Source organism: Nitrososphaera sp. (genome assembly GCA_039938515.1).
Taxonomy (GTDB): domain Archaea; phylum Thermoproteota; class Nitrososphaeria; order Nitrososphaerales; family Nitrososphaeraceae; genus Nitrososphaera.
Genome location: JBDUUL010000001.1, coordinates 105,987 through 126,744, shown reverse-complemented (window position 1 = coordinate 126,744; position 20,758 = coordinate 105,987). Strand labels below are relative to the sequence as shown.

At 50.7% G+C, this 20,758-nt stretch carries 26 protein-coding genes and 1 tRNA gene; 13 read left to right on the top strand and 14 right to left on the bottom strand.

The window, feature by feature from the left end; genetic code table 11:
* Positions 1-17 precede the first annotated feature (17 nt).
* From ABI361_00800 to ABI361_00790, 3 genes are all read left to right on the top strand, one after another.
* A complete protein-coding gene (locus ABI361_00800; protein ID MEO9319189.1) occupies positions 18-1,160 on the top strand; it encodes a DUF354 domain-containing protein in 1,143 nt (380 codons plus the stop codon).
* Positions 1,161-1,218: 58 nt separating this feature from the next.
* Positions 1,219-1,315: transfer RNA gene (locus ABI361_00795), tRNA-Gln, on the top strand.
* A gap of 115 nt (positions 1,316-1,430) precedes the next feature.
* A complete protein-coding gene (locus tag ABI361_00790; protein ID MEO9319188.1) occupies positions 1,431-2,495 on the top strand; it encodes a D-glycerate dehydrogenase in 1,065 nt (354 codons plus the stop codon).
* Here ABI361_00790 and ABI361_00785 read toward each other — a convergent pair.
* From ABI361_00785 to ABI361_00760, 6 genes are all read right to left on the bottom strand, one after another.
* Positions 2,492-3,055, bottom strand: coding sequence for an acyltransferase (locus ABI361_00785; protein ID MEO9319187.1), 564 nt, complete (start codon positions 3,053-3,055; stop codon positions 2,492-2,494). The genes ABI361_00790 and ABI361_00785 overlap by 4 nt on opposite strands.
* Positions 3,056-3,325 (bottom strand): Trm112 family protein, encoded by a 270-nt coding sequence (locus ABI361_00780; GenBank protein MEO9319186.1) that lies wholly within the window; start codon positions 3,323-3,325, stop codon positions 3,056-3,058.
* 6 nt (positions 3,326-3,331) lie between these two features.
* A complete protein-coding gene (locus ABI361_00775) occupies positions 3,332-4,297 on the bottom strand; it encodes a Gfo/Idh/MocA family oxidoreductase (GenBank protein ID MEO9319185.1) in 966 nt (321 codons plus the stop codon).
* A complete protein-coding gene (locus tag ABI361_00770) occupies positions 4,291-5,208 on the bottom strand; it encodes a branched-chain amino acid transaminase (protein MEO9319184.1) in 918 nt (305 codons plus the stop codon). The genes ABI361_00775 and ABI361_00770 overlap by 7 nt, the downstream gene beginning before the upstream one ends.
* Before the next feature lie 54 nt (positions 5,209-5,262).
* Entirely contained in the window at positions 5,263-5,880 is a 618-nt protein-coding gene (locus tag ABI361_00765; protein MEO9319183.1) for a hypothetical protein, read from the bottom strand.
* 92 nt (positions 5,881-5,972) lie between these two features.
* Positions 5,973-6,299 carry a DNA-binding protein gene (locus tag ABI361_00760; protein MEO9319182.1) on the bottom strand — a complete coding sequence of 109 codons (327 nt, stop codon included), beginning with the start codon at positions 6,297-6,299 and terminating at the stop codon, positions 5,973-5,975.
* Between the two features lie 108 nt (positions 6,300-6,407).
* Between ABI361_00760 and ABI361_00755 the strand changes: the two genes are divergently transcribed.
* Genes ABI361_00755 through ABI361_00740 form a run of 4 tightly spaced genes read left to right on the top strand, consistent with a single transcriptional unit; the run spans position 6,408 to position 9,200 of the window.
* Positions 6,408-6,896 carry a hypothetical protein gene (locus ABI361_00755; GenBank protein MEO9319181.1) on the top strand — a complete coding sequence of 163 codons (489 nt, stop codon included), beginning with the start codon at positions 6,408-6,410 and terminating at the stop codon, positions 6,894-6,896.
* A gap of 39 nt (positions 6,897-6,935) precedes the next feature.
* Positions 6,936-7,913 carry a class I SAM-dependent methyltransferase gene (locus ABI361_00750; GenBank protein ID MEO9319180.1) on the top strand — a complete coding sequence of 326 codons (978 nt, stop codon included), beginning with the start codon at positions 6,936-6,938 and terminating at the stop codon, positions 7,911-7,913.
* A 48-nt stretch (positions 7,914-7,961) separates the two neighbouring features.
* The gene (locus ABI361_00745) at positions 7,962-8,222 is read left to right on the top strand and encodes an Lrp/AsnC ligand binding domain-containing protein (GenBank protein MEO9319179.1); all 261 of its coding nucleotides are present in this window, start codon (positions 7,962-7,964) and stop codon (positions 8,220-8,222) included.
* 36 nt (positions 8,223-8,258) lie between these two features.
* On the top strand, positions 8,259-9,200 hold the full coding sequence (locus ABI361_00740; GenBank protein MEO9319178.1) for an SIS domain-containing protein: 942 nt from the start codon (positions 8,259-8,261) through the stop codon (positions 9,198-9,200).
* A 307-nt stretch (positions 9,201-9,507) separates the two neighbouring features.
* Here the strand turns inward: ABI361_00740 and ABI361_00735 are convergent, their stop codons facing one another.
* Together ABI361_00735 and ABI361_00730 are read right to left on the bottom strand one after the other, a co-directional pair.
* Positions 9,508-10,353 (bottom strand): sulfurtransferase, encoded by an 846-nt coding sequence (locus tag ABI361_00735; protein MEO9319177.1) that lies wholly within the window; start codon positions 10,351-10,353, stop codon positions 9,508-9,510.
* Between the two features lie 7 nt (positions 10,354-10,360).
* A complete protein-coding gene (locus ABI361_00730; GenBank protein MEO9319176.1) occupies positions 10,361-12,190 on the bottom strand; it encodes a PINc/VapC family ATPase in 1,830 nt (609 codons plus the stop codon).
* An 80-nt stretch (positions 12,191-12,270) separates the two neighbouring features.
* On the opposite strand from ABI361_00730, the gene ABI361_00725 reads away from it, so the two are divergent.
* Entirely contained in the window at positions 12,271-12,975 is a 705-nt protein-coding gene (locus tag ABI361_00725) for a hypothetical protein (protein ID MEO9319175.1), read from the top strand.
* Between the two features lie 24 nt (positions 12,976-12,999).
* Here ABI361_00725 and ABI361_00720 read toward each other — a convergent pair whose 3' ends face one another.
* Positions 13,000-13,170, bottom strand: a complete 171-nt coding sequence (locus ABI361_00720; GenBank protein ID MEO9319174.1) for a hypothetical protein — start codon at positions 13,168-13,170, stop codon at positions 13,000-13,002.
* Positions 13,171-13,376: 206 nt separating this feature from the next.
* Between ABI361_00720 and map the strand changes: the two genes are divergently transcribed.
* Positions 13,377-14,294, top strand: coding sequence for a type II methionyl aminopeptidase (gene map / locus ABI361_00715; GenBank protein ID MEO9319173.1), 918 nt, complete (start codon positions 13,377-13,379; stop codon positions 14,292-14,294).
* Here the strand turns inward: map and ABI361_00710 are convergent.
* From ABI361_00710 to ABI361_00695, 4 genes are all read right to left on the bottom strand, one after another.
* Positions 14,288-14,494 (bottom strand): hypothetical protein, encoded by a 207-nt coding sequence (locus ABI361_00710; protein MEO9319172.1) that lies wholly within the window; start codon positions 14,492-14,494, stop codon positions 14,288-14,290. The two genes, map and ABI361_00710, sit on opposite strands and share 7 nt — an antisense overlap.
* A 20-nt stretch (positions 14,495-14,514) precedes the next feature.
* Positions 14,515-15,660, bottom strand: coding sequence for a DUF1512 domain-containing protein (locus tag ABI361_00705; protein ID MEO9319171.1), 1,146 nt, complete (start codon positions 15,658-15,660; stop codon positions 14,515-14,517).
* A gap of 245 nt (positions 15,661-15,905) precedes the next feature.
* Complete coding sequence (locus tag ABI361_00700; GenBank protein MEO9319170.1) at positions 15,906-16,100, bottom strand: hypothetical protein; 195 nt, start codon at positions 16,098-16,100, stop codon at positions 15,906-15,908.
* A 125-nt stretch (positions 16,101-16,225) separates the two neighbouring features.
* Entirely contained in the window at positions 16,226-17,236 is a 1,011-nt protein-coding gene (locus tag ABI361_00695) for a hypothetical protein (protein MEO9319169.1), read from the bottom strand.
* Positions 17,237-17,395: 159 nt separating this feature from the next.
* On the opposite strand from ABI361_00695, the gene ABI361_00690 reads away from it, so the two are divergent.
* Positions 17,396-17,791, top strand: coding sequence for a hypothetical protein (locus tag ABI361_00690; protein ID MEO9319168.1), 396 nt, complete (start codon positions 17,396-17,398; stop codon positions 17,789-17,791).
* Here ABI361_00690 and ABI361_00685 read toward each other — a convergent pair.
* Complete coding sequence (locus ABI361_00685) at positions 17,788-18,498, bottom strand: hypothetical protein (protein ID MEO9319167.1); 711 nt, start codon at positions 18,496-18,498, stop codon at positions 17,788-17,790. The two genes, ABI361_00690 and ABI361_00685, sit on opposite strands and share 4 nt — an antisense overlap.
* A 90-nt stretch (positions 18,499-18,588) precedes the next feature.
* On the opposite strand from ABI361_00685, the gene ABI361_00680 reads away from it, so the two are divergent.
* The 3 genes from ABI361_00680 (at position 18,589) to ABI361_00670 (ending at position 20,494) form a co-directional block, all read left to right on the top strand.
* Complete coding sequence (locus tag ABI361_00680; protein MEO9319166.1) at positions 18,589-19,263, top strand: class I SAM-dependent methyltransferase; 675 nt, start codon at positions 18,589-18,591, stop codon at positions 19,261-19,263.
* A 131-nt stretch (positions 19,264-19,394) separates the two neighbouring features.
* Positions 19,395-19,994, top strand: coding sequence for a hypothetical protein (locus ABI361_00675; GenBank protein ID MEO9319165.1), 600 nt, complete (start codon positions 19,395-19,397; stop codon positions 19,992-19,994).
* Positions 19,991-20,494 (top strand): hypothetical protein, encoded by a 504-nt coding sequence (locus tag ABI361_00670; GenBank protein ID MEO9319164.1) that lies wholly within the window; start codon positions 19,991-19,993, stop codon positions 20,492-20,494. The genes ABI361_00675 and ABI361_00670 overlap by 4 nt, the downstream gene beginning before the upstream one ends.
* Positions 20,495-20,758: the final 264 nt, after the last annotated feature.

Here is a 20,758-nt window from a genome sequence, read left to right as displayed (position 1 = left end):
TGGATAATCCTCCGCGCATGCCCACCGATAATCTACAATTAAGGTTAAAGAAAAGGTTTTTCCAATGGCAGAATGATATCACACCCTGTTTGCGTATCTGGTTTGACATATTGACCCCCAAGCAGGTGCTATTTTTTCAGCCTGCAATAAAATTGCTGAGAAGTTCAGGCCATCAAGTATTCGTAACGTCTCGACAGTACTGGGAGGCTGTCGAGCTTGCAAAGATAAAGAAACTTGACCTGACCATTATCGGCAGCCACGGCGGGGCTGACCGCTACTCCAAGCTTCGCGCAAGTGCCAGCAGGACATACGAGCTTGCAGAGTCGGTGAATAATTTTTCTCCCGAGCGGGCAGTGAACTTTTCGTCGCCAGAAGGCGCCCGCGTCGCATTTGGACTTGGTATCAAGTACATCGGTATAAGTGACTCGCCACACGCGGAAGCCGTTTGCAGGCTCACCGTACCTTTTATGAGCAGGCTTCTCACGCCGTGGGTCATACCATATTCTTCCTGGACGGTTTTTGGCATAGATCGCAAGAAGATTACGCGCTATCACGCTCTGGACCCAGCGGCGTGGATTAAAAGGACAGAGCGGCTGGAGGCGCACCCAGAGCCAAAAACCCCGGACAGCGACAATGTGCCCGCACCATCGAGAAAGACAATCCTTGTCAGGCTTGAAGAATCAAAAGCAGCGTACATCCACGACAGGAGGTTGGTTATTGACGTGAACATGATCGACAAACTTGTTGACAAGTTCTCCAGCTCTGCAAAGGTCATTATTCTTTGCAGGTATTCTGACCAGATCGAAGAAATGAAAAAGCGGTTCAGCGATAGGGCAGAAGTCCCCGACCAGGTAATCGACGGCACCAGACTTATTCAGAGTTCGGACGTGTTTATCGGCGCAGGGGGAACCATGACCACAGAAGCCGCCCTCTTGGGCAAGCCAACGATCTCTATCGCGCCTCACAAGTTCTACGTCGAGACTTACCTTGAGCGAATAGGGCTATCCCGGCGTGCGTCGAGTCCGGCGCAGCTGCTTTCAATCGTAAGGGGTTTCCTCACAAGCGAGAGACTCCGCACTGCGCAGAAGCGCAGGGCCTTGCGCATACTAAATTCCATGGACGACCCCATTGACAAGATTGTCGAGGCGATACTGGCTTGACCTGTCTGTTAGATAAATTATAATAGGGATTCTCAGTGAAGTGCTGATCACGCCCGGAAGCCCGGTGGAGGAACGTATTTTCCGCCGAATGTAGTGGCCAAGCATAGGGGCCTTTGGAGCCCTTGACCCCAGTTCGAATCTGGGCCGGGCTACCAATCTCTGCAAATTGCCACTTCTCAGATCTTAATTCGAATCAAGCAGAAGGCGATGGAATCGCGCTTGGCCGACTTCCAGAAAGAAATTAAGATTGCTTATCCCGCCACATGGTGCATGCAATATGGCGAATCAGTCTACGTGACACGAAGAGTTCCCGGTCCCTGGCTGTCTCGCCTGCAGTCCAAATATCCGACGCGCCTCCATGATGGCGCGGGCTCCCCATCAAGAAATGAACTGTTAAAAGCGCTCAAGGACAAGAGCGCCGTTCTTTGCATGCTATCCGACAAGATGGACAGCGAAGCAATGGATGCTGCGGGACAAAGTCTGAGGATAATCAGTACTTACAGTACAGGTTTTGATCACATTGACGTACAGGAAGCGACTCGCCGCGGCATTCTTGTCACCTATACTGCAGACGTGCTTGCGGAAGCTACCGCCGATCTGACTTTTGCCCTCATTCTTGCGGCAGCGAGAAACATTGTTTCAGGCGACCGGCTAACGAGGTCAGGACGCTGGCGCGTTGGCTGGATGCCCGACCTTCTTCTTGGCGGTTCAGTTTCTGGTCGCACGCTTGGAATAATCGGGCTTGGCAGGATCGGTAGTGCAGTGGCACGTAGGGCTAGAGGGTTTTCAATGAAGGTGCTTTATACTTCTAGGAACAGAAAACCGGAGGCAGAGGCGGCCACAGGGGCGAGGTATGTTACCCTCGAGGAGTTGCTCTCAGAAAGCGACTTTGTCTCTATTCACGCTAGTTTGGCGGCTCCGCCACCTTCAGAGGGCGAGGCCAGAGTTGCTAATGGCAAAGGGCCGCCAAGTCCTGTGATTGATATGCCGAGACTGAAAATGATGAAAAAATCGGCGTACCTTATCAACACTGCGAGAGGACAGCTAATTGATGAGCCCGCACTTGCAAGAGCTCTCAAGTCAGGAATGATTGCAGGGGCGGGACTTGATGTCTATCGAAAAGAACCGCTTCCCCGCTCAAGCTCGCTTTGCAAACTAGACAACGTGACGCTCCTGCCACACATCGGTAGCGCTACATTTGAGACCCGCGAAAGGATGGCCGAAGTCGCGGTCACATGCATAGAGAAAGTGTTGGACGGAGGACTGCCAGATTCAGCTTTTACAGTTAACCGCGAGCTTTTGACGCGCAGGCAGGCGCATCGGGACAGCGGCTAGGACTCTTCCCACTGCCTCTTCTTCTTGTCGTACTCTGACCTGCTGTATTTCGGGCGTGCCGGGTGGCCCATTACTACTGTATCTGGAGGGACGTCTCGGGTGACGACGGACGCCATTGCGACGACGCTATTCCGGCCGACTCGGACACCAGGCCTAAATACAGCCCTTCCGCCGATTATGGCCCCGTCTTCAACGGTGACTCCGATCATTTTTGGGCTCATGGGATACGGGTCGTTGGTAAATGCGGCTGCCGGGCCGATGAACACATTTTTTCCGATTACAGTCAAGGGCGGGATGTATACGCTGCCCTCGATTCTGGTGTTGTCACCGATTTTCACTTTATAGTCGATGTGGGTCAGCGACCCGATGGAGACGTTGTCACCAATTTCCGTATCACTGCCAACGTATGCAAAGTGCCAGATTTTGACGTTCTTGCCAAGCCTTGCGCTTGGTGAAACAAAGTTCGTCACGCCCGGCGCCGGAACATAGTTGTTCGCCCTGCCGTCTTTTGTACCGTGGCTGCTCGTGTCTTGTTTGCCCTGCGGCCCGCTCGAACTCATTCAGAGATGCCACGGTGATCCTTGTTTTATAATTTTGTCAGGAAGCTTGCCCCTGCGCTGCGCCAGAAAATCAAGATCCTTGGTTCTGTCACGGAGGTGGTCGGGAAACAGCATAGGAATGCCATCAATTATCGGATAGAACCTTCCGCAAGGAGGGCAGTAAAGAGCGCCGTCCTGCACTTCCTGCCCGTCTGAGACTATCTCGAGAAGCTCTAAAGGATACTTCTTGTCCATAGGACATGCAAGTATATCCAGCATCGAACGCTTCATTTTACATTACTTCAAATCTAGATACACCGGCGAGCCGGTGTTGCTTGAAAGTAGCGCGGCCTCTGCAACTTTTGTAACATTGGTCGCGTCCTCGGCCGTCACAAGCAGCCTCGATTTATGCCCTATTGCCTCTACAAAATTTCGGAGTTCAAGTGTGAGCGGTTCTTGAAACTGCCGCCTAGGAGTGATTGTCGCTTCGTTGTGGTCGATCACGACTTCCTGGGTTATGAAATCGCCGGTGATAATGCCGTCCGTGCAAACCGCGCTAAACGTTCTGACTTTCTTTGGCGTAAGCCAGTTTGAGGCAATGACGGCTACTTTTTGGTTTTCAAAGCCCAGCATGATTGTGGCAAAGTCCTCGTAAACATGTACCCGCTTGCCCGCTCTGGCAAAAACAACGGTCGGCCTCTCGCCGAACAAGAACATTGCAGAGTCGATGTCGTGAACTGAGGTGTCATACACGATTCCCACGTCTTTAATGTGAAGGGGCATCCTGTTTTCGCGGTGATATTCTATCATGATTGGCTCGCCATAGATTTTACCCTCGATTAGCTTTTTTGTGTCGGTGATGGCAGGATTGAAGCGTTCAACGTAACCCGATGTCAGTAGAGTGTTGTTCTTCTTCGACGCCTCAAGCATTTGCTCGCACTCTTTTGAAGAAAACGATAAGGGCTTTTCGACAAAGGTGTTTATCCCATGCTCCATTGCCTTCATTGCTACCGACGCATGTGTCTTGGTTGGTGTACAGACCAGACATCCGTCAAGTTTTTCCTTTGAGAACATTTCGTCCGGCGATGAGTAGCTGGCGGTGCTGTAGCGCCTGCCCATCTCGGCTGATCGTGAGGCGTCAAGGTCGCAGACAGCGGCAAGAACCCCGAGCTCGTTGAGTACGCGCACATGATTCTTTCCCCAGCCTCCGACTCCAATTACCGCGATGCGTACAGCGCCATTACCTGCATTTTTTTCTACCAAACGGCTGTCAGCCAATCCATTTTCTTCTTCTCCTTGCCGAGCACAATGTCTTCATACTTCTGCCGGACGGTCTTTGTTACAACGCCTTCCACCCCATTTGCAATTGTATGTCCGTCAATGCTTCTTACAGGGACGATTTCAGCTGCGGTGCCCGTGAGAAATATCTCATCGGCCATGTAGAGTTCCGTCCGGGGGATCGGGCGTTCTATTACTTCAATACCCTCTTCCTTTAGGATTGTTAGCGCCGTGTTTCGCGTGATACCTTCTAGTGCAGAGTCGGAGAGACATGGCGTATACACTCTGCCTTCCCGTACAAGAAAGACATTTTCTCCGGATGCCTCGCTCACGTTGCCAGCCAAATCGAGCAGGATCGACTCGTCATAACCATTGCGCTTGCACTCTTGGGTCGCCAGGATTGAGTTTAGATAGTTGCCGGCTGCTTTGGCCAGCGGAGGAGTAGTGGCATCGTTTATCCTGCGCCATGAAGAAACGCATGCGCTGATGCCTTGTGCGGGAAAATACTTTGCAAATGGAAACGTAATGATAACGGTGTGAGTTGGCGACCGGGCCGTAACGTTGAGGTCAATCCCGTGGGTCCCTACAAAGGTCAATGGGCGGATGTAGCAGGACTGCTTGGTCTGGTTTGCGCGGAGGATTTGAATGACGGCCTCTGATAGTTCCTTTGGGGAGAATGGAAGCGAAAAAGAATAGACCGCAGCCGAGCGATGAAGCCTCTTAATGTGCTCGAGCAACCTGAATACGTAAACGTTGCTTTCAGTGGCATATCCCCGTATGCCCTCAAACACCGCCGTTCCGTAGTGCAGCGCATGTGTCATCACAGGGACAGTGGCCTCGTGCCACTTGACGAGTTTTCCGTCAAACCAGACAAACTCGCCCCCCTTGTCTTTCATGCCTCTTGGCAAATTTGGCGGGGGCTTATAAAAGTCTACTATCAGTACGGTAAATTAGTTTCGGTCGTACCCGTCTACTGGAAATTTCATACCAAGAACGCGCTTTGTCCTGTCCCGCTCTTTGCTAAAGGCGCCGACCACGGACCAGTTTTCATCTATCACTTGTGCAACGCTTTGCGGAACAAGGCTTCTCCAGTCCCCGTTAGCCTGTCCATTCTGGCATTGCATGTACATCTGTTCACGAACCGAGGTGGCCGAAATATCTAGCCTGTCTGCCTTCATAGGATGCAGTCGATAGGCCCGCAACATGGCCCGTTCGACCCTGTCTCCGGTGTAGGATACGAACCTTTTCTCCTTTACCTTTGAAGCAATCTTGTTGCGGAGCTTCCATGAATGGCTTGAAAGCAGGGGTGGCAGGTACTGCGAGTATGGGGATTCAAATGTGTAATCGGGCAATACCTGGACCGAATTTCCAAACACTGACTCGACCATTCTTTTTCGGAGCTCATAACTGAAAGGGAAAGAACGGGTGTTGACTTCCTTTCCGTCCTTCACAAAGCGCACAGGAAAAACGTACACCACGAAATCCTTACGAAGTTTCTCGATTATGGTCTCGTGCGCGAGCGTCATGGGGTTGAGATGGGCAAGGTACAGCGCCGCAAAATCGCTCATTGGTAGGCTCGCGACTGTTTATGCGAGCAATCGACGTACTAATAATAATAACGGAGTGTTGTTGGGGGAAGAAAAAGCGTAAAGAAGAAGCCTTAGCCCCTCTTTATCTCGATTTCAATGGTTGAAACGTTTCTTGTCCGGCCGTCTTCCGACTGGACGGTTTCAGAGCCGATTCTTACGTCGCCAATCTTGTACCCGGCACTTTCCATTCTCTTCAGAGTAATCTGCGATACGTCTACGGCTCTGCCTATGCTCAGCCCTCTTGCCTTAATTGTGACGGTGGGTTGGTTTGCAAGCTGTATGAGCGTCGATGTCACATAGGTCATTAGTGGCTTTTTGCCGATGTAGATTGTGTCGTGTGGACCCTCCCGGCGCTGTGGGGTCTCCTGCGTGTGAGATGGTGTTTGTGCTTCAGACATTAGACAGAGTGCGCTGCAGGATAATTTTAAGTGAACGGTCACGCCAGAGCACGGCAAAATATGCTGCGATAAGTAAAATATGGAATAATCATATGCATGCTGGCTGCTGTGCTGCGACGAAAAGACAAATCCGCATGGAAGACGGAGTATGACAACTCACTGTACAAGGTTTACGACTGGAACAAGCAGCTCGCAGGGTATTTTTTCCCCCATTACGGACAGATAGAGCCGGAGGAGCAGCAGGACGAAGCGATTGAGGAATTGAACAAATCGCACGCAGTGCTCACGGAGGGAGGCACTTTGCTTGTTCCAATGCTGCGACTTAACCTCTTGGACAGCGAAACTGCCCTTGGCATCCAGGACGTGGTCGGTTCGCTAAAGTCATGCCAAGAAAGGGCTCAAACTTGGCTGTCGTGGCTACAGAAAAATTCCACCAAGTTTTCAATCGTTGGTGCGGGGGCCCATACGGCCCGGGAGGACAGGAATATGCTTTCCACCGCCATCGGGATTTCCGGAAGTTTCGCCCTTGGAGAGAAAGAAATTGCGGAGTTCCTCAGGCCGCTGCTGGACCAGCTGCACGAAGACGGCCTGCTCTAGTTTGTTTATATGTACAGCAAGACATAGACAACTAGACAGATGAAAATACAATTCGCAAATCACCTCGTATGCATAAATCACCAGGAGAAGCAGCCCCGGCTTTCACTTGAGTCGCTGGTCATGAGCGGCTCGAACGAATGCATTGAAGGGTTCCTCAGATGCGGCGATTGCGGCCGCGCATATCCCATTATCGCGGGCGTTGCCATCATGGTCAAGGAATTCCAGGATTACGCGTCGGGAAGAGCGCGCACATACGGCCGATGGCTCCTTGAATGCCAATCTCCTGAAATGAAGCAGTTCTTGCGAGACAGCGGATCTAAGGTCGCATCAAGTGAAGTATCAAACGACAGGTACGAGGAGGGCGGCAGCTGGTTTCAACCATACAGGTGGGTGCAGTACGAGCATTCAGAGGAGGACAGGCTTTTGAAAAGCCTGAGATGGCACCTCAAGCCCAACGAAGTCTACAACAGAGTAATCCATTCAATCACGCCGAGGATGGACGGCATCGCTCTTGACCTTGCGTGTTCAATGGGCTACAGCACTCTTTTGCTCTCGCAAAAGTATGCCTTTGCCATAGGCATCGATAGCTCCTATTCCTTCATCCTGGAAGCAAGAAGGAAGATGTTTGAGGCACAGAGAGGCAATGTGGAGTTCTGCGTGGCAGACGCGCTCTTGCCGCCCTTCTTCCCGTCAAAGTTCGACCTTGTACTGGCAATAAACTTGCTCGAGCTCGTAGACGTAAAGTCGCTTCTTGCGTCAATTCACAGGATGCTAAAGCCACACTCCGATGCGGGTATTGCTGACCCCTATGACTTCGGAAGGGAACCGCATGCAAAGGAGGGCTTTGATGGCAGCACATTCAGAGAATATCTTGAACGCAACGGTTTTGAAATCTATGAAAAGACGTCCAAGACAGAGTCTTTTATCCCGTGGGTGCTAAAGATCAATGAACGTTCGTACCTGTTTTACTTTGTCGACTACATAAGGGCCAGAAAAATTTCGAAGGAAAAGTTTTGACCGCCAAGGGCGATGCGTTTAATAATATAACAGATCCCAGTTGGTTTGATGCCCACGGCGTACGTCCTTATCAACTGCGACCTAGGCTCTGAAGAAGAGATAATCAAGGAGTTGAAAAAGCTGCCAGAAGCTGTTGAAGTTTCCGGCGTCTATGGCGTGTACGATATCATTGCGAAAATAAGGTCCGACTCGATGGATAAATTGAGGGAGACAATAACCTGGCATGTGCGCCGCATAGACAAAGTGAGGTCAACTCTCACCATGATAGTTATCGAAGGCCAGGGCGAAAAGGCCGCGAAGTCCAAGTGACTTTGCCTTAGTTTGTCAGTCAGTTAGGCTTCAAGCGTGGCCGCAGGCTCCATCAACTCACTCAAAAGCGAGATGGCTGCGCAAACCGCGCGGCTTGGCAATATTCTGCTTCCAAAGCCCGCAAGGCATCCCGTCTTCATTGGCTCTGGCGATTCATATGCAGCATGTCTTCTGGCCGTCGCCGTTTGCGGGGGCCATTCCCAGGCTCTGGTTCCCTCGCAGGCTATGACGCTCGCCGAATCTGCGGCGCTTGACAAGCGCAGCCCCGTGTTTATCGCATCGGTTTCTGGAAAAACCAAAGACAACATCCTGACAGCCAAGATGTTAAAGTCGCAGGGATTCAAGGTGACAGCCGTCACTTCCGATCCCTCAAGCCCGCTTGCAAAAGCATGCGGCAGGTCGATAGAGTTGGAGACTGAGGGCAGACAGAAGGTACCCACAGCCGGCACGCTTAGTTTTCTAACCACATTCCTAAAGTGTTCCGCCCTGTGCGCGCCGCTAACGTTGCCTCCGATACCAGAGGCGCTGTTCGGCAAGGCGAAGAAGCGCGCAGGGCGGATCATAAATTTGCTGGGCTCACAGGAATGGAGTTGCTTCTACTTCTTGGGCGATTCCATAACATATCCTGTTGCCTTGTACGGGGCTCTGAAGGTAAACGAGATTCTCGGCGAAAAGGCCTTTGCCTACGATACAAGAGAGTTTACCCACGCGCCACTGTTCAGTGTCAAGAGCAATGATGCGGTAATTTGCATTGACACCACAAAGGAAGGGGATCGGCTATCAAAGCGCTTAAGGAAAATTGGCATGTCAGCCGTCTTTTCAGACTGTTCAGGGGTCAATGCGCTTGAATCGGCCCTAATTGCAGTCTTTACGGCACAGCTTGTTGTGCTTGAACTGGCAACGCAGAGGGGCATCGATGAGTGTTTCTTTTTGTCAGACAAAGAAATGCTGCGACTAAGTTCAGATTTGATTTACTGATTACGAAACTGAATCTGCGTGAACTTGAGTTAAAATACGTGCATAACTTTTCTGGGTGAAATAAATGTGAAAGGTGGCATACCGAGTTTAAAAAACAGCGATGCCACTCTAGTTTACTTGCTTACTTTTTTGCTGGTTTTTTCTTTGTCGCTGCTTTCTTCTTAGCCGCCATGAATTTTGCTTTCCAGCGCCTATTATTTAACAGTATATTTTGTTAGAAGAAAACCAGTCCGAGAATTCGCCTCTGCCTTGTCCGCATTTTCCGCGACTTGCCATTCTTCCAACACTTCAGCCGTCATCCGAAAGGTCACGCCCCACCACTTGTCGGCAAGTTCAGCTCGTTTCCCCATTCGCCCCAGGATCCAAGGTACATGCTTACGTCCCTGTAGCCCATTTCTCGAAGCGCGACAAAACTGTTTGCAGCACGGTAACCACCCTGGCAATATGTAACCACCCGAGTGTTCTTTGGAATAGCGGAGTAAAGTCGCCCGAGCTTGTCGAGATGCTTGAAACTCCCGCCTGAAAGGTTGCGGGTCCATTCAATGTTTAGCGCGCCGGGTATGTGACCTGCCCTCGCAGCTCGTACTACCTTGCCGGAGTATTCAAGAGCTGATCTTGCATCAATCACCACGCCTGTTTTGTCCTTGATAATTCTTGTCAGGTCAGCTTTGGTTGTCAAAAGGCGCCTGTCAGGCCTTCCCCTAAACCGCGCAGGCTTGAATGGATTTGTAGTTCGCTCGACAGGGTAGCCCAGCTTCTTCCATCTATCGAATCCTCCGTCAAGAATGCTCACGTTTTGATGTGAGAAATAAAGCAAAAGCCACACCCCTCGAGCTGCGGCCGAGCCAGAAATATTGTCATAAAAGATCACCTTCTTACCGTCGGATACTCCGAGATTTGACAAAAGCCGTATTGCCTGGGCGTTAAATCCCCTTATGCCGCTGGCGCTGGTATCGATCCAGTGAAACTGCATCAGGTCTATATTTACTGCATGGAGTATGTGCGACTGCGAGTATTCTGCAAAGCTGCGGCAATCCACGACTAGAATTGAAGGGTCGCTCAGAATTGAGCAGAGGTGGGAAGCCTCCTCAAAAAGCGATGTACGGCTGACAATTCTTGATTGATCCTTGGCGGCGGGAATCTTGGCGCGCATGTCCGGCTCAGTGGCGGCTCAAAAAGACCTTGACTTCCTGTCCGGAAAGCTCTGCGTTTACTAGTTTTTTGCCCGCCTCCGACCTCTTGTCCACCTTTACTCGAGCCTTTTTGCCCACCTGGTTGCTCATGACGTATTCGTCGTCGATATAGATGTCAACGGTCCGGCCAATTGACTCTTCGTTTAGCAGTACCGTAACTGAAGAGCCGGCCTCGCTGATCTCAAACTCCAGCTCCTTCCCCAGAGCTGGGGTCTTGGTTTCGACATCTATCTTGACGCCGAGTTCTTGCTCAAGTTCGGAAACGGTCGCCCCGCCTCTGCCAATGATCCTAGGCGCAGCTTCCTTGCTCACTTTGACCTGAACACGGTTTTCCGAAAGAATGTTAACTTCAGCGCGGGGATCGAATCGTCTTACAGAGTCCAAAATCCGCGATTCAGCAAGCCTTTTGACACCCCCTGAATCCTTTGTGCCAGTTGCAACATTTTCGGTGGGCACCACAACATTTTCTTCGCCAAAGGTGTAGATCTCGTATTCGACCTTCCCGGTTTCAAAGTCCTTGACCTCGACTAGCGGCCGTGCCAGGTCTGCTTCAGTCATCCCAGACGGCACCTTGACCGTGAGTGTGAGCTCGAACACCTTGCCAATCCTTCCGTCTTTTACAAAAATAATCGTGTCAAGTATGTGGGGAATCATTCCAAGCTCAACCCTTCCCATAAACCGCTGAACCGCGTCAAGTGGACTGCTTGCGTGCACCACGCCGACCATCCCCACCCCTGCAAGCCTCATATCCGCAAAGACCTCAAAGTCCTGCTTGCGCCGGACCTCGTCAAAGATTGTGTAATCTGGCCTCACAAGAAGCAGAATGTCGACAGCTTTTTCAAAACTCCCCTCCAGAGGCCCGTATTGGGTAACTTCACGAGGGACCTGCAGGTCGCGCGGAGACTCGAATGTCTTGACGATTTTACCCCTGCCCGAATAGAATTCTGCCAAAGAGCTTGCGAGTGTGCTTTTGCCGGAGCCCGGCGGACCGGCTATAATGACACCTTCGGCCTTGCCCGAGAGACGTTCCATCAACTTCTGGCTCACATTATAGTCCCCAAGCTGCAACCGAACAATCGGCCGAACTATCGTAACTTCGAGCGCGTCTGAAAAGGGGGTGCGGGTAATGGCAATTCGGAAATTCCCGAACTGAATCACCGTCGCGCCGCTTCGGCTTATTTCAACGGACCCTTTCCCTGAAACCCGGCTTGCCTCGGAAATTTCTTTGATAATCCTTGTCAGCTCCCCGTACGTCGAGGCGACCTCTCCTATCCGCACGAGCTCGAATTTGCCGGGTTTGCCGCGCTTGGCGGTAGGAACTACTCCCTCCTTCAGATGGACGCTCATCGTGTCATTGTCAAAATATTTCTCAAAGGCAAGGTCGGTTGTTTTGGTGGGCAGGCGGATATGCATCGCACTGATGCCCTGTGCTTCGGCCACAAGCGCCTGGACGTAGTCTGCAGTAATCAGGGTCGCTGATTCCTGCATCGCCACGTCCTTGATTATGGCGTCAATACGGCCGTGTTTTGCCAGCCGGATATCGTCGATACTCGGTCGCTCACCAACAAACCGAAGGGTGACCTTCCGCGCCGATGCAAGCTCTCTCATTTTTTTTATTTCGTCAAGCCCCACAAACCCGTGCTCCTTGTTTGTCGATGCTTGTGACTGGAGCTCGTCCAGAACGGCAAGCGGTATGACAATTTCGCTATGTTCTCCGATACCGCCCGACTCTAGCATTTTCGTAATTTCACCATCGATTATCACGCTAGTGTCAAGGACGTACTTCTTGTAATGCAATCCAAGAACTTGTTTGCATCATGACTTTAAAAAGCATTTATTGCATTACGGCCTATTCAACCTGAACTGATGCTTTTCTGATGAAAGAGTCTACTTTGCCCGCCCACCTGGGCCGGCTGGTCTGGTCGAAAGCCCCGGTCGCATTGCTGGTTGCACTTGTTCTTGTATCCAACGGTTCTGCGTTTGCAGCCCAGTATTACTCTGAGCAGACAGATTTTGCAGAGTCATCCGTCCCCGTAACAGCTCATCACTGGGGCAAAGGCAACATTGACGTATGCATCTTCAAGGAGGCTGCCGTTCCGAACTCATACTATGTCTGGACAAAGCTCCAGGTTCAGACCTGGCGCCAAGCATTGAGGGAATACACAGGTGAAAACCAGAGTTGGTCAATCTACGCAAGGCACGTCCAGACAGTCAGCGAACAAAAGTCCTGCGATGTCAAAGTCTACATCTATGCAAGCTATACAGAGTTCCCCGGCTACCCCCAAGAAACAGGCGCTTACACGATAATACGGCAGAATAACACACTGCTGGACATCAGCGTCTATCTTTCTCCGGTAGTTCTTCACGGCGACGGCAAGACTGTCGTAAAGTTGCCGCCATTTGCCTTCCGGAACAGTGCCCGACACGAATTCGGACACGTGCTCGGCCTTGGCCACGTCGCAAGCGAGAAGGGTTTCTTGATGTCGCCTGTCTTTGACTATTGGGAGGAGCATGCTGAACTTCCGGTCACAACCCTGGAGCTGGGCGCCCTCGTCTCTGTCTATGGGAAGAACTTTAGCTAGAATCCGCCGGTCTTCACGGCAAATCTAAGCGACGAGCAATCTCTCTTCGATTTTGTAAAGGGCGAAATTGATATAGTCGTTTGTGATAAGCGATGGAATTTCGAGCCGCATTGATTCTGGAAGGCTAGCATTTAGTCTTAACAAGAGCTCGACTTTTCGGTCGATCCTGCTTTCTCTTCTTATCTCCTCGATCATTTGTAAAATTCCTTCGATGTGCTGGCCCATACCTGAATCGCAGCTTTCCTTCTGTTCACAGCCTTATAACGACTAGGGTGGCTCGTCCCAGTCAAAAATCATGGTGGATTCTTCTGGACACGCGGATTTGCTGCTGCATGCAATCGATCCACGCATGCTGCGCCTCTGAGTAGAACCTTTATACCAACTCCGGCAATAGTCCACCAGTGAGTCTTGACCACTATATTTGCGCCGGTAGGATAGCCGCAGCTGTGCGCGAAGATGCGCGCAAGAAATATCATGTCGGGTCCACGCTTTTCCAAATCTGCGACTCTATTGAAAGGCAAATTAGGGAAATGGGCGGTGAGCCCGCTTTTCCGGTAAATGCGGGCCTGAATGAAATTGCCGCGCACTATACTGCCGAGCCAAACGATACGACGACAGTTAAAGAGGGCGACGTACTAAAAATCGATATCGGAGTTCACATCCAAGGATTCATCGCAGACACTGCAGTCACTGTCTGCTATAATGCGGCGCTTGAGCCAATGGTCAGGGCTGCAGAAAGTGCTCTAGCAGAGGCGGTGCGGCTTTCACGCGTAAATACAAAGTCAAGCGACTTAGGACGAGTCATCGAATCCGTCATAACAAAGTCGGGTTTCAAGCCAATCCAGAACCTTAGCGGCCACTCGCTTCAGCAATATACTGTCCACGCAGGAAAATCGATCCCTAACATCAGAACGATCGGAGCCTCATTTGCACTGCTTGCCAACGAGGCTTACGCAATCGAGCCGTTTGCGACTACAAAGGAAGGACAGGGAGTAGTCTATGACGGAAGGGTCAAGAATATTTTTGGCATAACCTCGCGCAAGCCGTCCAAAGAAGCCGACGCGGACGAACTGCTTAACAAGATTTGGCAGAGGTACAAGACGCTTCCCTTTGCGCTCCGCTGGCTTGTTGATATCGAAGATGAATCCAGGACGAGAAGGCTCATAGACGTGCTCCTGAAGCGGCGGAACATCCATGCCTACCCCATTCTGGTTGAAGGGCAGGGCAAGCCCGTCGTCCAGGCAGAGCATACCATCATCCCGTCGGAGTCTGGTTCATACGTCATTACGGAGCTCAGACAGGGCTCACAGAGTCAATAATCGTCGTGCCTGGCGGGATATTCCCCGTAAATCCCGGTTATCATAAGCTCAGTTGACGAGCATTTGGAGCATTCCGCGTCGAGTTTCCTGAACACAAAGTCGCCTTCTTGAAATGATCGCCGTATCTTTTCTCCGCATTTGCCACAGGTCTCCTCTGTGTAAACCCGCGGAGGATCCTCTTTCTTTTTTCCAAAGAGCATTTCCCAATCAGTCCCCCGACCTACTGGCCTACACCCATTGTGTTGCCGACGCCCACCACAAGCACCGCATCCCCGTCTTGGGTCTTTTCCTGAATCACGCTGTTCAGAGTTTCCGTCACTTGCCCCAATGAATCAAATATTTCCTTGCGCATTAGCGTTATCGCATCTTCAACCGACTGCTTGACGACTATGGCAAACAGAGGGATATCAAGCCGCGTCGTCACCTCCTCGATCTGATATTTTTCCACGCCAATGCCGCCAATTGCAGCACCGATGCCTTCTGCCACCTCACCGGTTTTCTCGCCCTCCAGTTTGAGCGCTGCATCGATCATGACAACCGCGCTAAAACGAATACCCAGGTCCCGGGCAAGCCGAACTATCGCCTCTCCGGGTCGACCGACGGAGCCTGACGGGCCCTCCGCCTTCAAAAGGTAGAGCTTGCGGCCATAGAGATCGACAGTCGAGTATACTGTCTCCTTTGCCGCAAACTTCTTCTCTCGTCCCAGCATCATCTGACCAACGACCATGGGCCCGATGCCATCGCCTATCGGCTGACCCTTTTCAAATGTGCCGATAGCCTTCTGGAGCGCGGTGGCCTGTTCCAGCAGGATAGGCATCGCCATCTGGAGCTGGACGAGCACAAACATGCTTGTGGTCCTCTTGCCCATCAGGTAAAAGTGACGGACCACTTTGTAGATCATGTTAAGAGCAGTTGCCGCTTCGAGGATGTTCTCCACCCTGCTCAACTGTTCTGAGCTGGCGCCGGAGCATAACTTTTGCACTTCTGCACGCATACGATCGTCCCTAGTCCTCATGATGTGCTCCAGCTTTCGCATGAGGCCATTTGGATCCATGTCCACGGGCATTATAGTAAAGTATTCCAGGAATTTGTCGATGCTTTTTGAAGGGTCAGAGGCAGGACGGATGGAATTCCTCACATAGTCGAGCGCCTCGACTCGGGCGTCTTCTTTCATTTTCTTTAACTTGAATAACGATTTTGAAACGTCATTTAGTATTACTTTGGACTGCATTTTCTGCCCATATAGCATGAAAACTGGAATCACGGCAAGCGACACGATGTATACGTACATCCAAGGGCTTGATGGGTCAAATTGGCTGTTCGGACCAGGGCCTAGTTGTTGCAAGAGAGAAACTATGTATTCCATTTAGCAGTCGGCAGGCAATGCTCCGGGTAGCCGGATGCTCAATTAAGTTTTCCTGTACCAGCCTGCTTACTGTGGCAGGCACATTGGCACTTGACAAGCTGAACGTCAAAGGAGCAGTCATGGTTGGGAGCACAAGCCTCGTTTACCGCCCACTCACCAGGACAGTCATCGTGCCTTTCACGCTTACAGAAAAAAGTCTCCACTTACGGCAAGATGAGGTGTTCAGAATGATTTAACGGTTGTGCTCACAACTGGATGTTAAACAGCTGGGGGGCATAGATTGACCCGTCTCGGACTCTTTTTACCCGTGAAACCGACAAGTAGTGGGGCCAAATAGTCACCATCACGCAGCCCTCGGGAACACCTTCAGGGACCTCGATAATCTCCATGTCATCGTCTTTCACACCGTATTCGACCAATTTCTCCCTAGCGGCTGCCACTGCTTCGCTCGGGAACCCGCTGCTATAGACGTACACCTTTCCGGTGTAATCAATTCTGTCGGATTCCATATGGTTTACCGAATTGCAAAGCGTCAGAAAAAGCTATCTGAACAGAAGGGTGGGTATTACTCCGAACTGCTGTCGCCAAAGATAAGCTTCATTTCATCGAACGTGAGTTTTTCGCCACTCGACATCTTTTTCATCGCTGCCTCTTTGAGGGTATTCCACCTGTCCATGTACTCTTTGTCCCTCTTTGCGCGTTCCTGCATTGCCTCCTGCCTTGCAACCCTTCGCTCGTCGGTCTCTTTCTGCCGCCTCTGCCGGTATTCGGCCGCCTGCATTCGGGTCTTTTTGTAGTGGATAGCGTTGAGCTGTGTGTCTATCATCTCGAGTTTTGCCGTTGACTCACGTACGGTATGAATGGCTCCTCTTCTTTCCTCGTAAAGGTTTTCTCTCTGGTTCACAAGAGTCGATAGGCTCTCCTTCAGTTTGCCTATCTTGTTTCCATACTCCTCTTTTCTTCTGAAAATGTCCCGGACCTTGTCCTTGAGGCCATCGTATTGTGCGGATATAGAACGATAGTGATCCTCTTTTTTGTGCATCAGTTTCAAGGTGTGGAGTTTGGTTGCGATTTCCTTAGATCGTGTAACGAGTTTTCTCTCCTCGTCCTTGGAAAGCTTTTTTGTTTGAATGTCTCTCTCGATTTGCTCCAAGGATTTCGTCAGGTTCTGAATGTCTAGCCTGTCCCTGCGTGATTTGGCTGCGACTGCCCCGCCAACCTTGTCGTCCAGCGTCTTCATCTGGCTTTTGGCATCGGCCAAACTCATCCTCAATTCGACAAACTTTGGATAGTCAACGTCTTTTTCTTCGTTGACCTGCTTCAGTCGGGCCCGCAGATCGTCAAGCTGTGCTCGTTCTTCGTCGATTTGTTTCTTTACAGCTTCGAGACTAGCATTGATTTCTTGGATTCGCTTATCCGCTAGCTTTTGCTCTTCCTGGACGCTCTTCTTGAAGTCCAGAAGAGTCTTAAGATTCGGGTCGGAGTCGTGGGAATTACCGGAATTATTATTAGCAGAAGGAGCGGCAGCAGTTGTCAAAGCCGCGGCGCCGCTATCGCTATGCTGGTCTCGCACCACGTCGCTTACGGCTTGTTACAGGTTCAACCATATATTTATTTTCATGCGAGCCCCGTACGAGAAGTTTTCTTCCCAAATTTCAGGACCTGAGAGTGGCCGGTTTCGTTACCTAATCAAACAGGTTTATAAGCTAACGAAAGCATAAGATTGCCGCCTAGCATGGACGATTTCGAACGAAATTATCCTGACTTTGATTGGAAGAATACGCCTGCATACAAGCACCCAGGCGGAAAGGATTGTCCCTGCCCCAAGCATGAATACATTAGAGAACAAATCAACGTCGCCAAGACCATTAGCGAGAATAACGACAACGTTGAGCAGGAGTATCGCCAGAAGGCACAGATTACCCTAAAGTTCTGCCCCGATCACTACGACGTGTACTTTAACGAAGTGATACCTTCAATGCCGTTCAAATACCGTTTCATGACCAAATTGGCGCTCAAAGTTGGAGCAATCACTATTCTGAAATTGACCTACATGCAGTCAGACCAGTGTTTTTACTGTAAGTTTGGTTCCGGCGGGTTTGACAAGAAAGCAGAGCTTCCGCCCATTTAGACCGAGAGAAGATGCCCAGAGCTGTTAAGCATATTCTTTGCAGCGTCCATAATGTCCGACGAAATGCCCAGAGCGAGAATGTTGCGAATAATTATTGACAGGTAGGGAAACCCGAGTCCGGTTTCCTGCTTGTACCCGCTAAAAAAGCGCTCCTCGATTTCTCGATACTGCTGATGCCCGATTACGCTAGACAGAAATGAACCCACGTCCATGCTCCTTGAAAAAAGCGAATTGGTCTTTTTTATGAATGCCAAGTCTGTGCGCACGATTTTGTTGCCTTCACCAACGAGATAGTTCTGAGCCTTGTTGTCGTTGAACACGAGTCCGGATTTGTGCATTAATCCAGTAAGCCTTCCCACCTCAAACGAGAGCGGGGCGGCGTCACCTTTTCCGCAAATCAACCATCTCATAAAGTCTCCACCTGCAACGTACTCTTCTATCAGCAGTTCCCTTGAAACAAAAACTAGCTTCGGCGTCGGTATCCCTATTCTTGCGAGGAATTCTCTCATCTCAGCCCCTTCATTATCGACAACATTTGCAAGATCGGGCGGCCTCGAAGGACGGCACAAGAACACAGATAGGAGCGCGAAGGCACTGGCCAGCAGAAATTCATGAAATCTGGCGGTGTTCTTTGTGCGCTTGATCACCACCTGTTCCCCCTGCCTGCTCTCGACCGTCACCGTTCGTTGCCAGTTAATAAAGTACAACAACAATAACGCGGCTCCTCGGCATTTAACTCTCACCGGACGCGGCTGCAGATTCTAATGCATAATAGACTGAATAGAGATAGTAAGTCGTTGACGGCGAATGCGGATTACCGGACTGCAAGGCGATTCTTTACAAGCAAGACTGCGACCTCATACGATTTTGTGGTAAAGTGCGCGACACTGAACCAGGATATCAAATGGAAAAAGCAGGTTTCGGTGCTGAGTAGGACATCGTCCGCGGTGTTGGATCTTGCGTGCGGTACTGGAATACTTTCACAGCATCTTCGCGACGAGAACATTTCAGTGCTTGCAGGGTTGGATTTGACCAGGGAGTTCCTCTTCGCTTTTGAGAGAAAAATAGGAGTGCCGGCCGCTCAGGGCACTGCCGAGTCGCTCCCGTTTCGCGAAGACTTGTTTGACGCCGTAGTCTCCTCGTACCTTGCCAAATACATCGATCCAGAAAAGGTCGTGAATGAATCGTACCGGGTCCTCAAACCTGGCGGGCTTCTCGTATTTCACGATTTTTCGATGCCGAGCGTGGCCGCTATCAGACTGTTGTGGAAAATGCATTTTGGAATTCTGCGGCTTGCAGGACTGTTCGCCCATTCTTGGCAGATTGTCTTTAACGAACTCAGGCAGGTAATCGAGCAATCGACCTGGGAGGAAGTGACCGTCCAGGCCCTCAAATCGAACGGGTTTGAGAAAATCAGCGTTCTGCCCTTAACATTCGGAACATCGTGCATAATATCTGGAAGGAAGCCATGATGCACGACGCGTCGCCATCCGATGCAGACCGCATGAGCGAATGGTTTGTTCCACGTTTCGGCTCTCCGCGGTTCCGGGCATTAGTAGGCATGCTTTTTTTGCCCTATACGGGGATGTGCGTGTCTTTTGCAGTGACCGGTTCACTTCTTGGCTCATCCGTGCATTGGGACAGAGTAGCTGCGATTGCAGTAATCTTTCTACTCGGTCTCGGGTTGTCCGCGCATGCGGCTGACGCCATCGGGTCAAGACGCATAAAGCCGTGGGCAAACTACTTTTCCCGCCGGGAACTGCTAATCTTACTCCTAGTCCCGGTTGCGATATCCTATGCCATTGGAATATACTATATTGAATTCTACGTTCCCTTTCTGGGTCTATTCGCCCTGCTAGAAGGGTTCTTTCTCTTTGCATATAATTTTGAACTTTTCAATGGGGCTTTTCACAACAATTTTTGGTTTGCAATTTCGTGGGGCGCGCTTCCGCTCCTCACAGGGGCCGCAATTGCAGGAGTGGCTGATTGGCGCACGCCAATTATCGCTGCCGGCCTTGCCGCCGCCATCTCGTATTACCACATTCGTATTTCAAGGCGCTACAAAGAGCTCAAGAGGCACGGGAATGAAAAAGATCTCAATAGTGACGCAAGGCATCTGGAACTTAGGTTAAAGATTCTCAGCTTTGGGGTTATCGCCTTTACACTTGCCTTCCTTGCACTTCGGAGCGTTTGGCCTCAGTGAGCCCACAGTTGGATGTCCGCAGGAGCAAGTCCAGCGCAACTAACGCGCTTGCGACGGGGAGCCCAGTTGACCAGAAGCAACGCAGGACGCGTATACTATCAAAACCACTGCTAAATCGGCTCTTGATGGCTCAGAGAGGTACGGTTGAGGATGTTTTAGAGATTCTAATGTTCGAAAAGATAGACGTGCTTGTATTGAAGCAGTCGGAAAGCAAAGGTCTGCTAAGACGAACAGTATTGCTAAAAGGCCATTCCACTGGAACACACTACATACTCGCAAACTCGATAATCGACTTGTCGGCGATCCCCAGTAATCTTGGCGAGTCGCTGAGAGATGGCAAGCGAGGCCTAGGCCGTTTGATTGCCGAAATGAAGCTTGAGACGTTTATTGATATAAGAAAGCGAGTTAGCGACCCAAAAACTGGTCAGACCTACCGCAGGTATACCGTAAATTACAATGGCAAAGTTGCAATCAGAATTTCAGAGAAGATATTGGTCTAATCGAACTACCGGTAAGTTCCAGCCGATTGCTACCCTTGGGTCCCTTTTGCGTAAGAAATGGCCTTCGTCAAAGCTTCTTCCCAAGCTAATCGCGATAGGCCGATAGCATTTACTACCAAACATTTCAGATGGCGAGCGAACGACAAGACAACCTTGATTGTCCAAACGGGTCGTATGGTTCGGTATCCCCACCTGATAACGCAAGACACCTTTTGTGCCCCTGGATATCTGCAGCGAGGCTAGAACTACGATGTGATTGCTTGT

Bases quoted from the DNA above. Each gene is read 5' to 3' on its own strand.
- ABI361_00735 (MEO9319177.1), bottom strand. From the start codon at position 10,353: ATGCGCGCCAAGATTCCCGCCGCCAAGGATCAATCAAGAATTGTCAGC.
- ABI361_00750 (MEO9319180.1), top strand. From the start codon at position 6,936: ATGAAAATACAATTCGCAAATCACCTCGTATGCATAAATCACCAGGAG.
- ABI361_00780 (MEO9319186.1), bottom strand. From the start codon at position 3,325: ATGAAGCGTTCGATGCTGGATATACTTGCATGTCCTATGGACAAGAAG.
- ABI361_00705 (MEO9319171.1), bottom strand. From the start codon at position 15,660: ATGGAATACATAGTTTCTCTCTTGCAACAACTAGGCCCTGGTCCGAAC.
- ABI361_00720 (MEO9319174.1), bottom strand. From the start codon at position 13,170: ATGATCGAGGAGATAAGAAGAGAAAGCAGGATCGACCGAAAAGTCGAG.
- ABI361_00800 (MEO9319189.1), top strand. From the start codon at position 18: ATGCCCACCGATAATCTACAATTAAGGTTAAAGAAAAGGTTTTTCCAA.
- ABI361_00745 (MEO9319179.1), top strand. From the start codon at position 7,962: ATGCCCACGGCGTACGTCCTTATCAACTGCGACCTAGGCTCTGAAGAA.
- ABI361_00790 (MEO9319188.1), top strand. From the start codon at position 1,431: ATGCAATATGGCGAATCAGTCTACGTGACACGAAGAGTTCCCGGTCCC.
- ABI361_00760 (MEO9319182.1), bottom strand. From the start codon at position 6,299: ATGTCTGAAGCACAAACACCATCTCACACGCAGGAGACCCCACAGCGC.
- ABI361_00725 (MEO9319175.1), top strand. From the start codon at position 12,271: ATGAAAGAGTCTACTTTGCCCGCCCACCTGGGCCGGCTGGTCTGGTCG.
- ABI361_00785 (MEO9319187.1), bottom strand. From the start codon at position 3,055: ATGAGTTCGAGCGGGCCGCAGGGCAAACAAGACACGAGCAGCCACGGT.
- ABI361_00765 (MEO9319183.1), bottom strand. From the start codon at position 5,880: ATGAGCGATTTTGCGGCGCTGTACCTTGCCCATCTCAACCCCATGACG.
- ABI361_00770 (MEO9319184.1), bottom strand. From the start codon at position 5,208: ATGAAAGACAAGGGGGGCGAGTTTGTCTGGTTTGACGGAAAACTCGTC.
- ABI361_00710 (MEO9319172.1), bottom strand. From the start codon at position 14,494: ATGCTCTTTGGAAAAAAGAAAGAGGATCCTCCGCGGGTTTACACAGAG.
- ABI361_00690 (MEO9319168.1), top strand. From the start codon at position 17,396: ATGGACGATTTCGAACGAAATTATCCTGACTTTGATTGGAAGAATACG.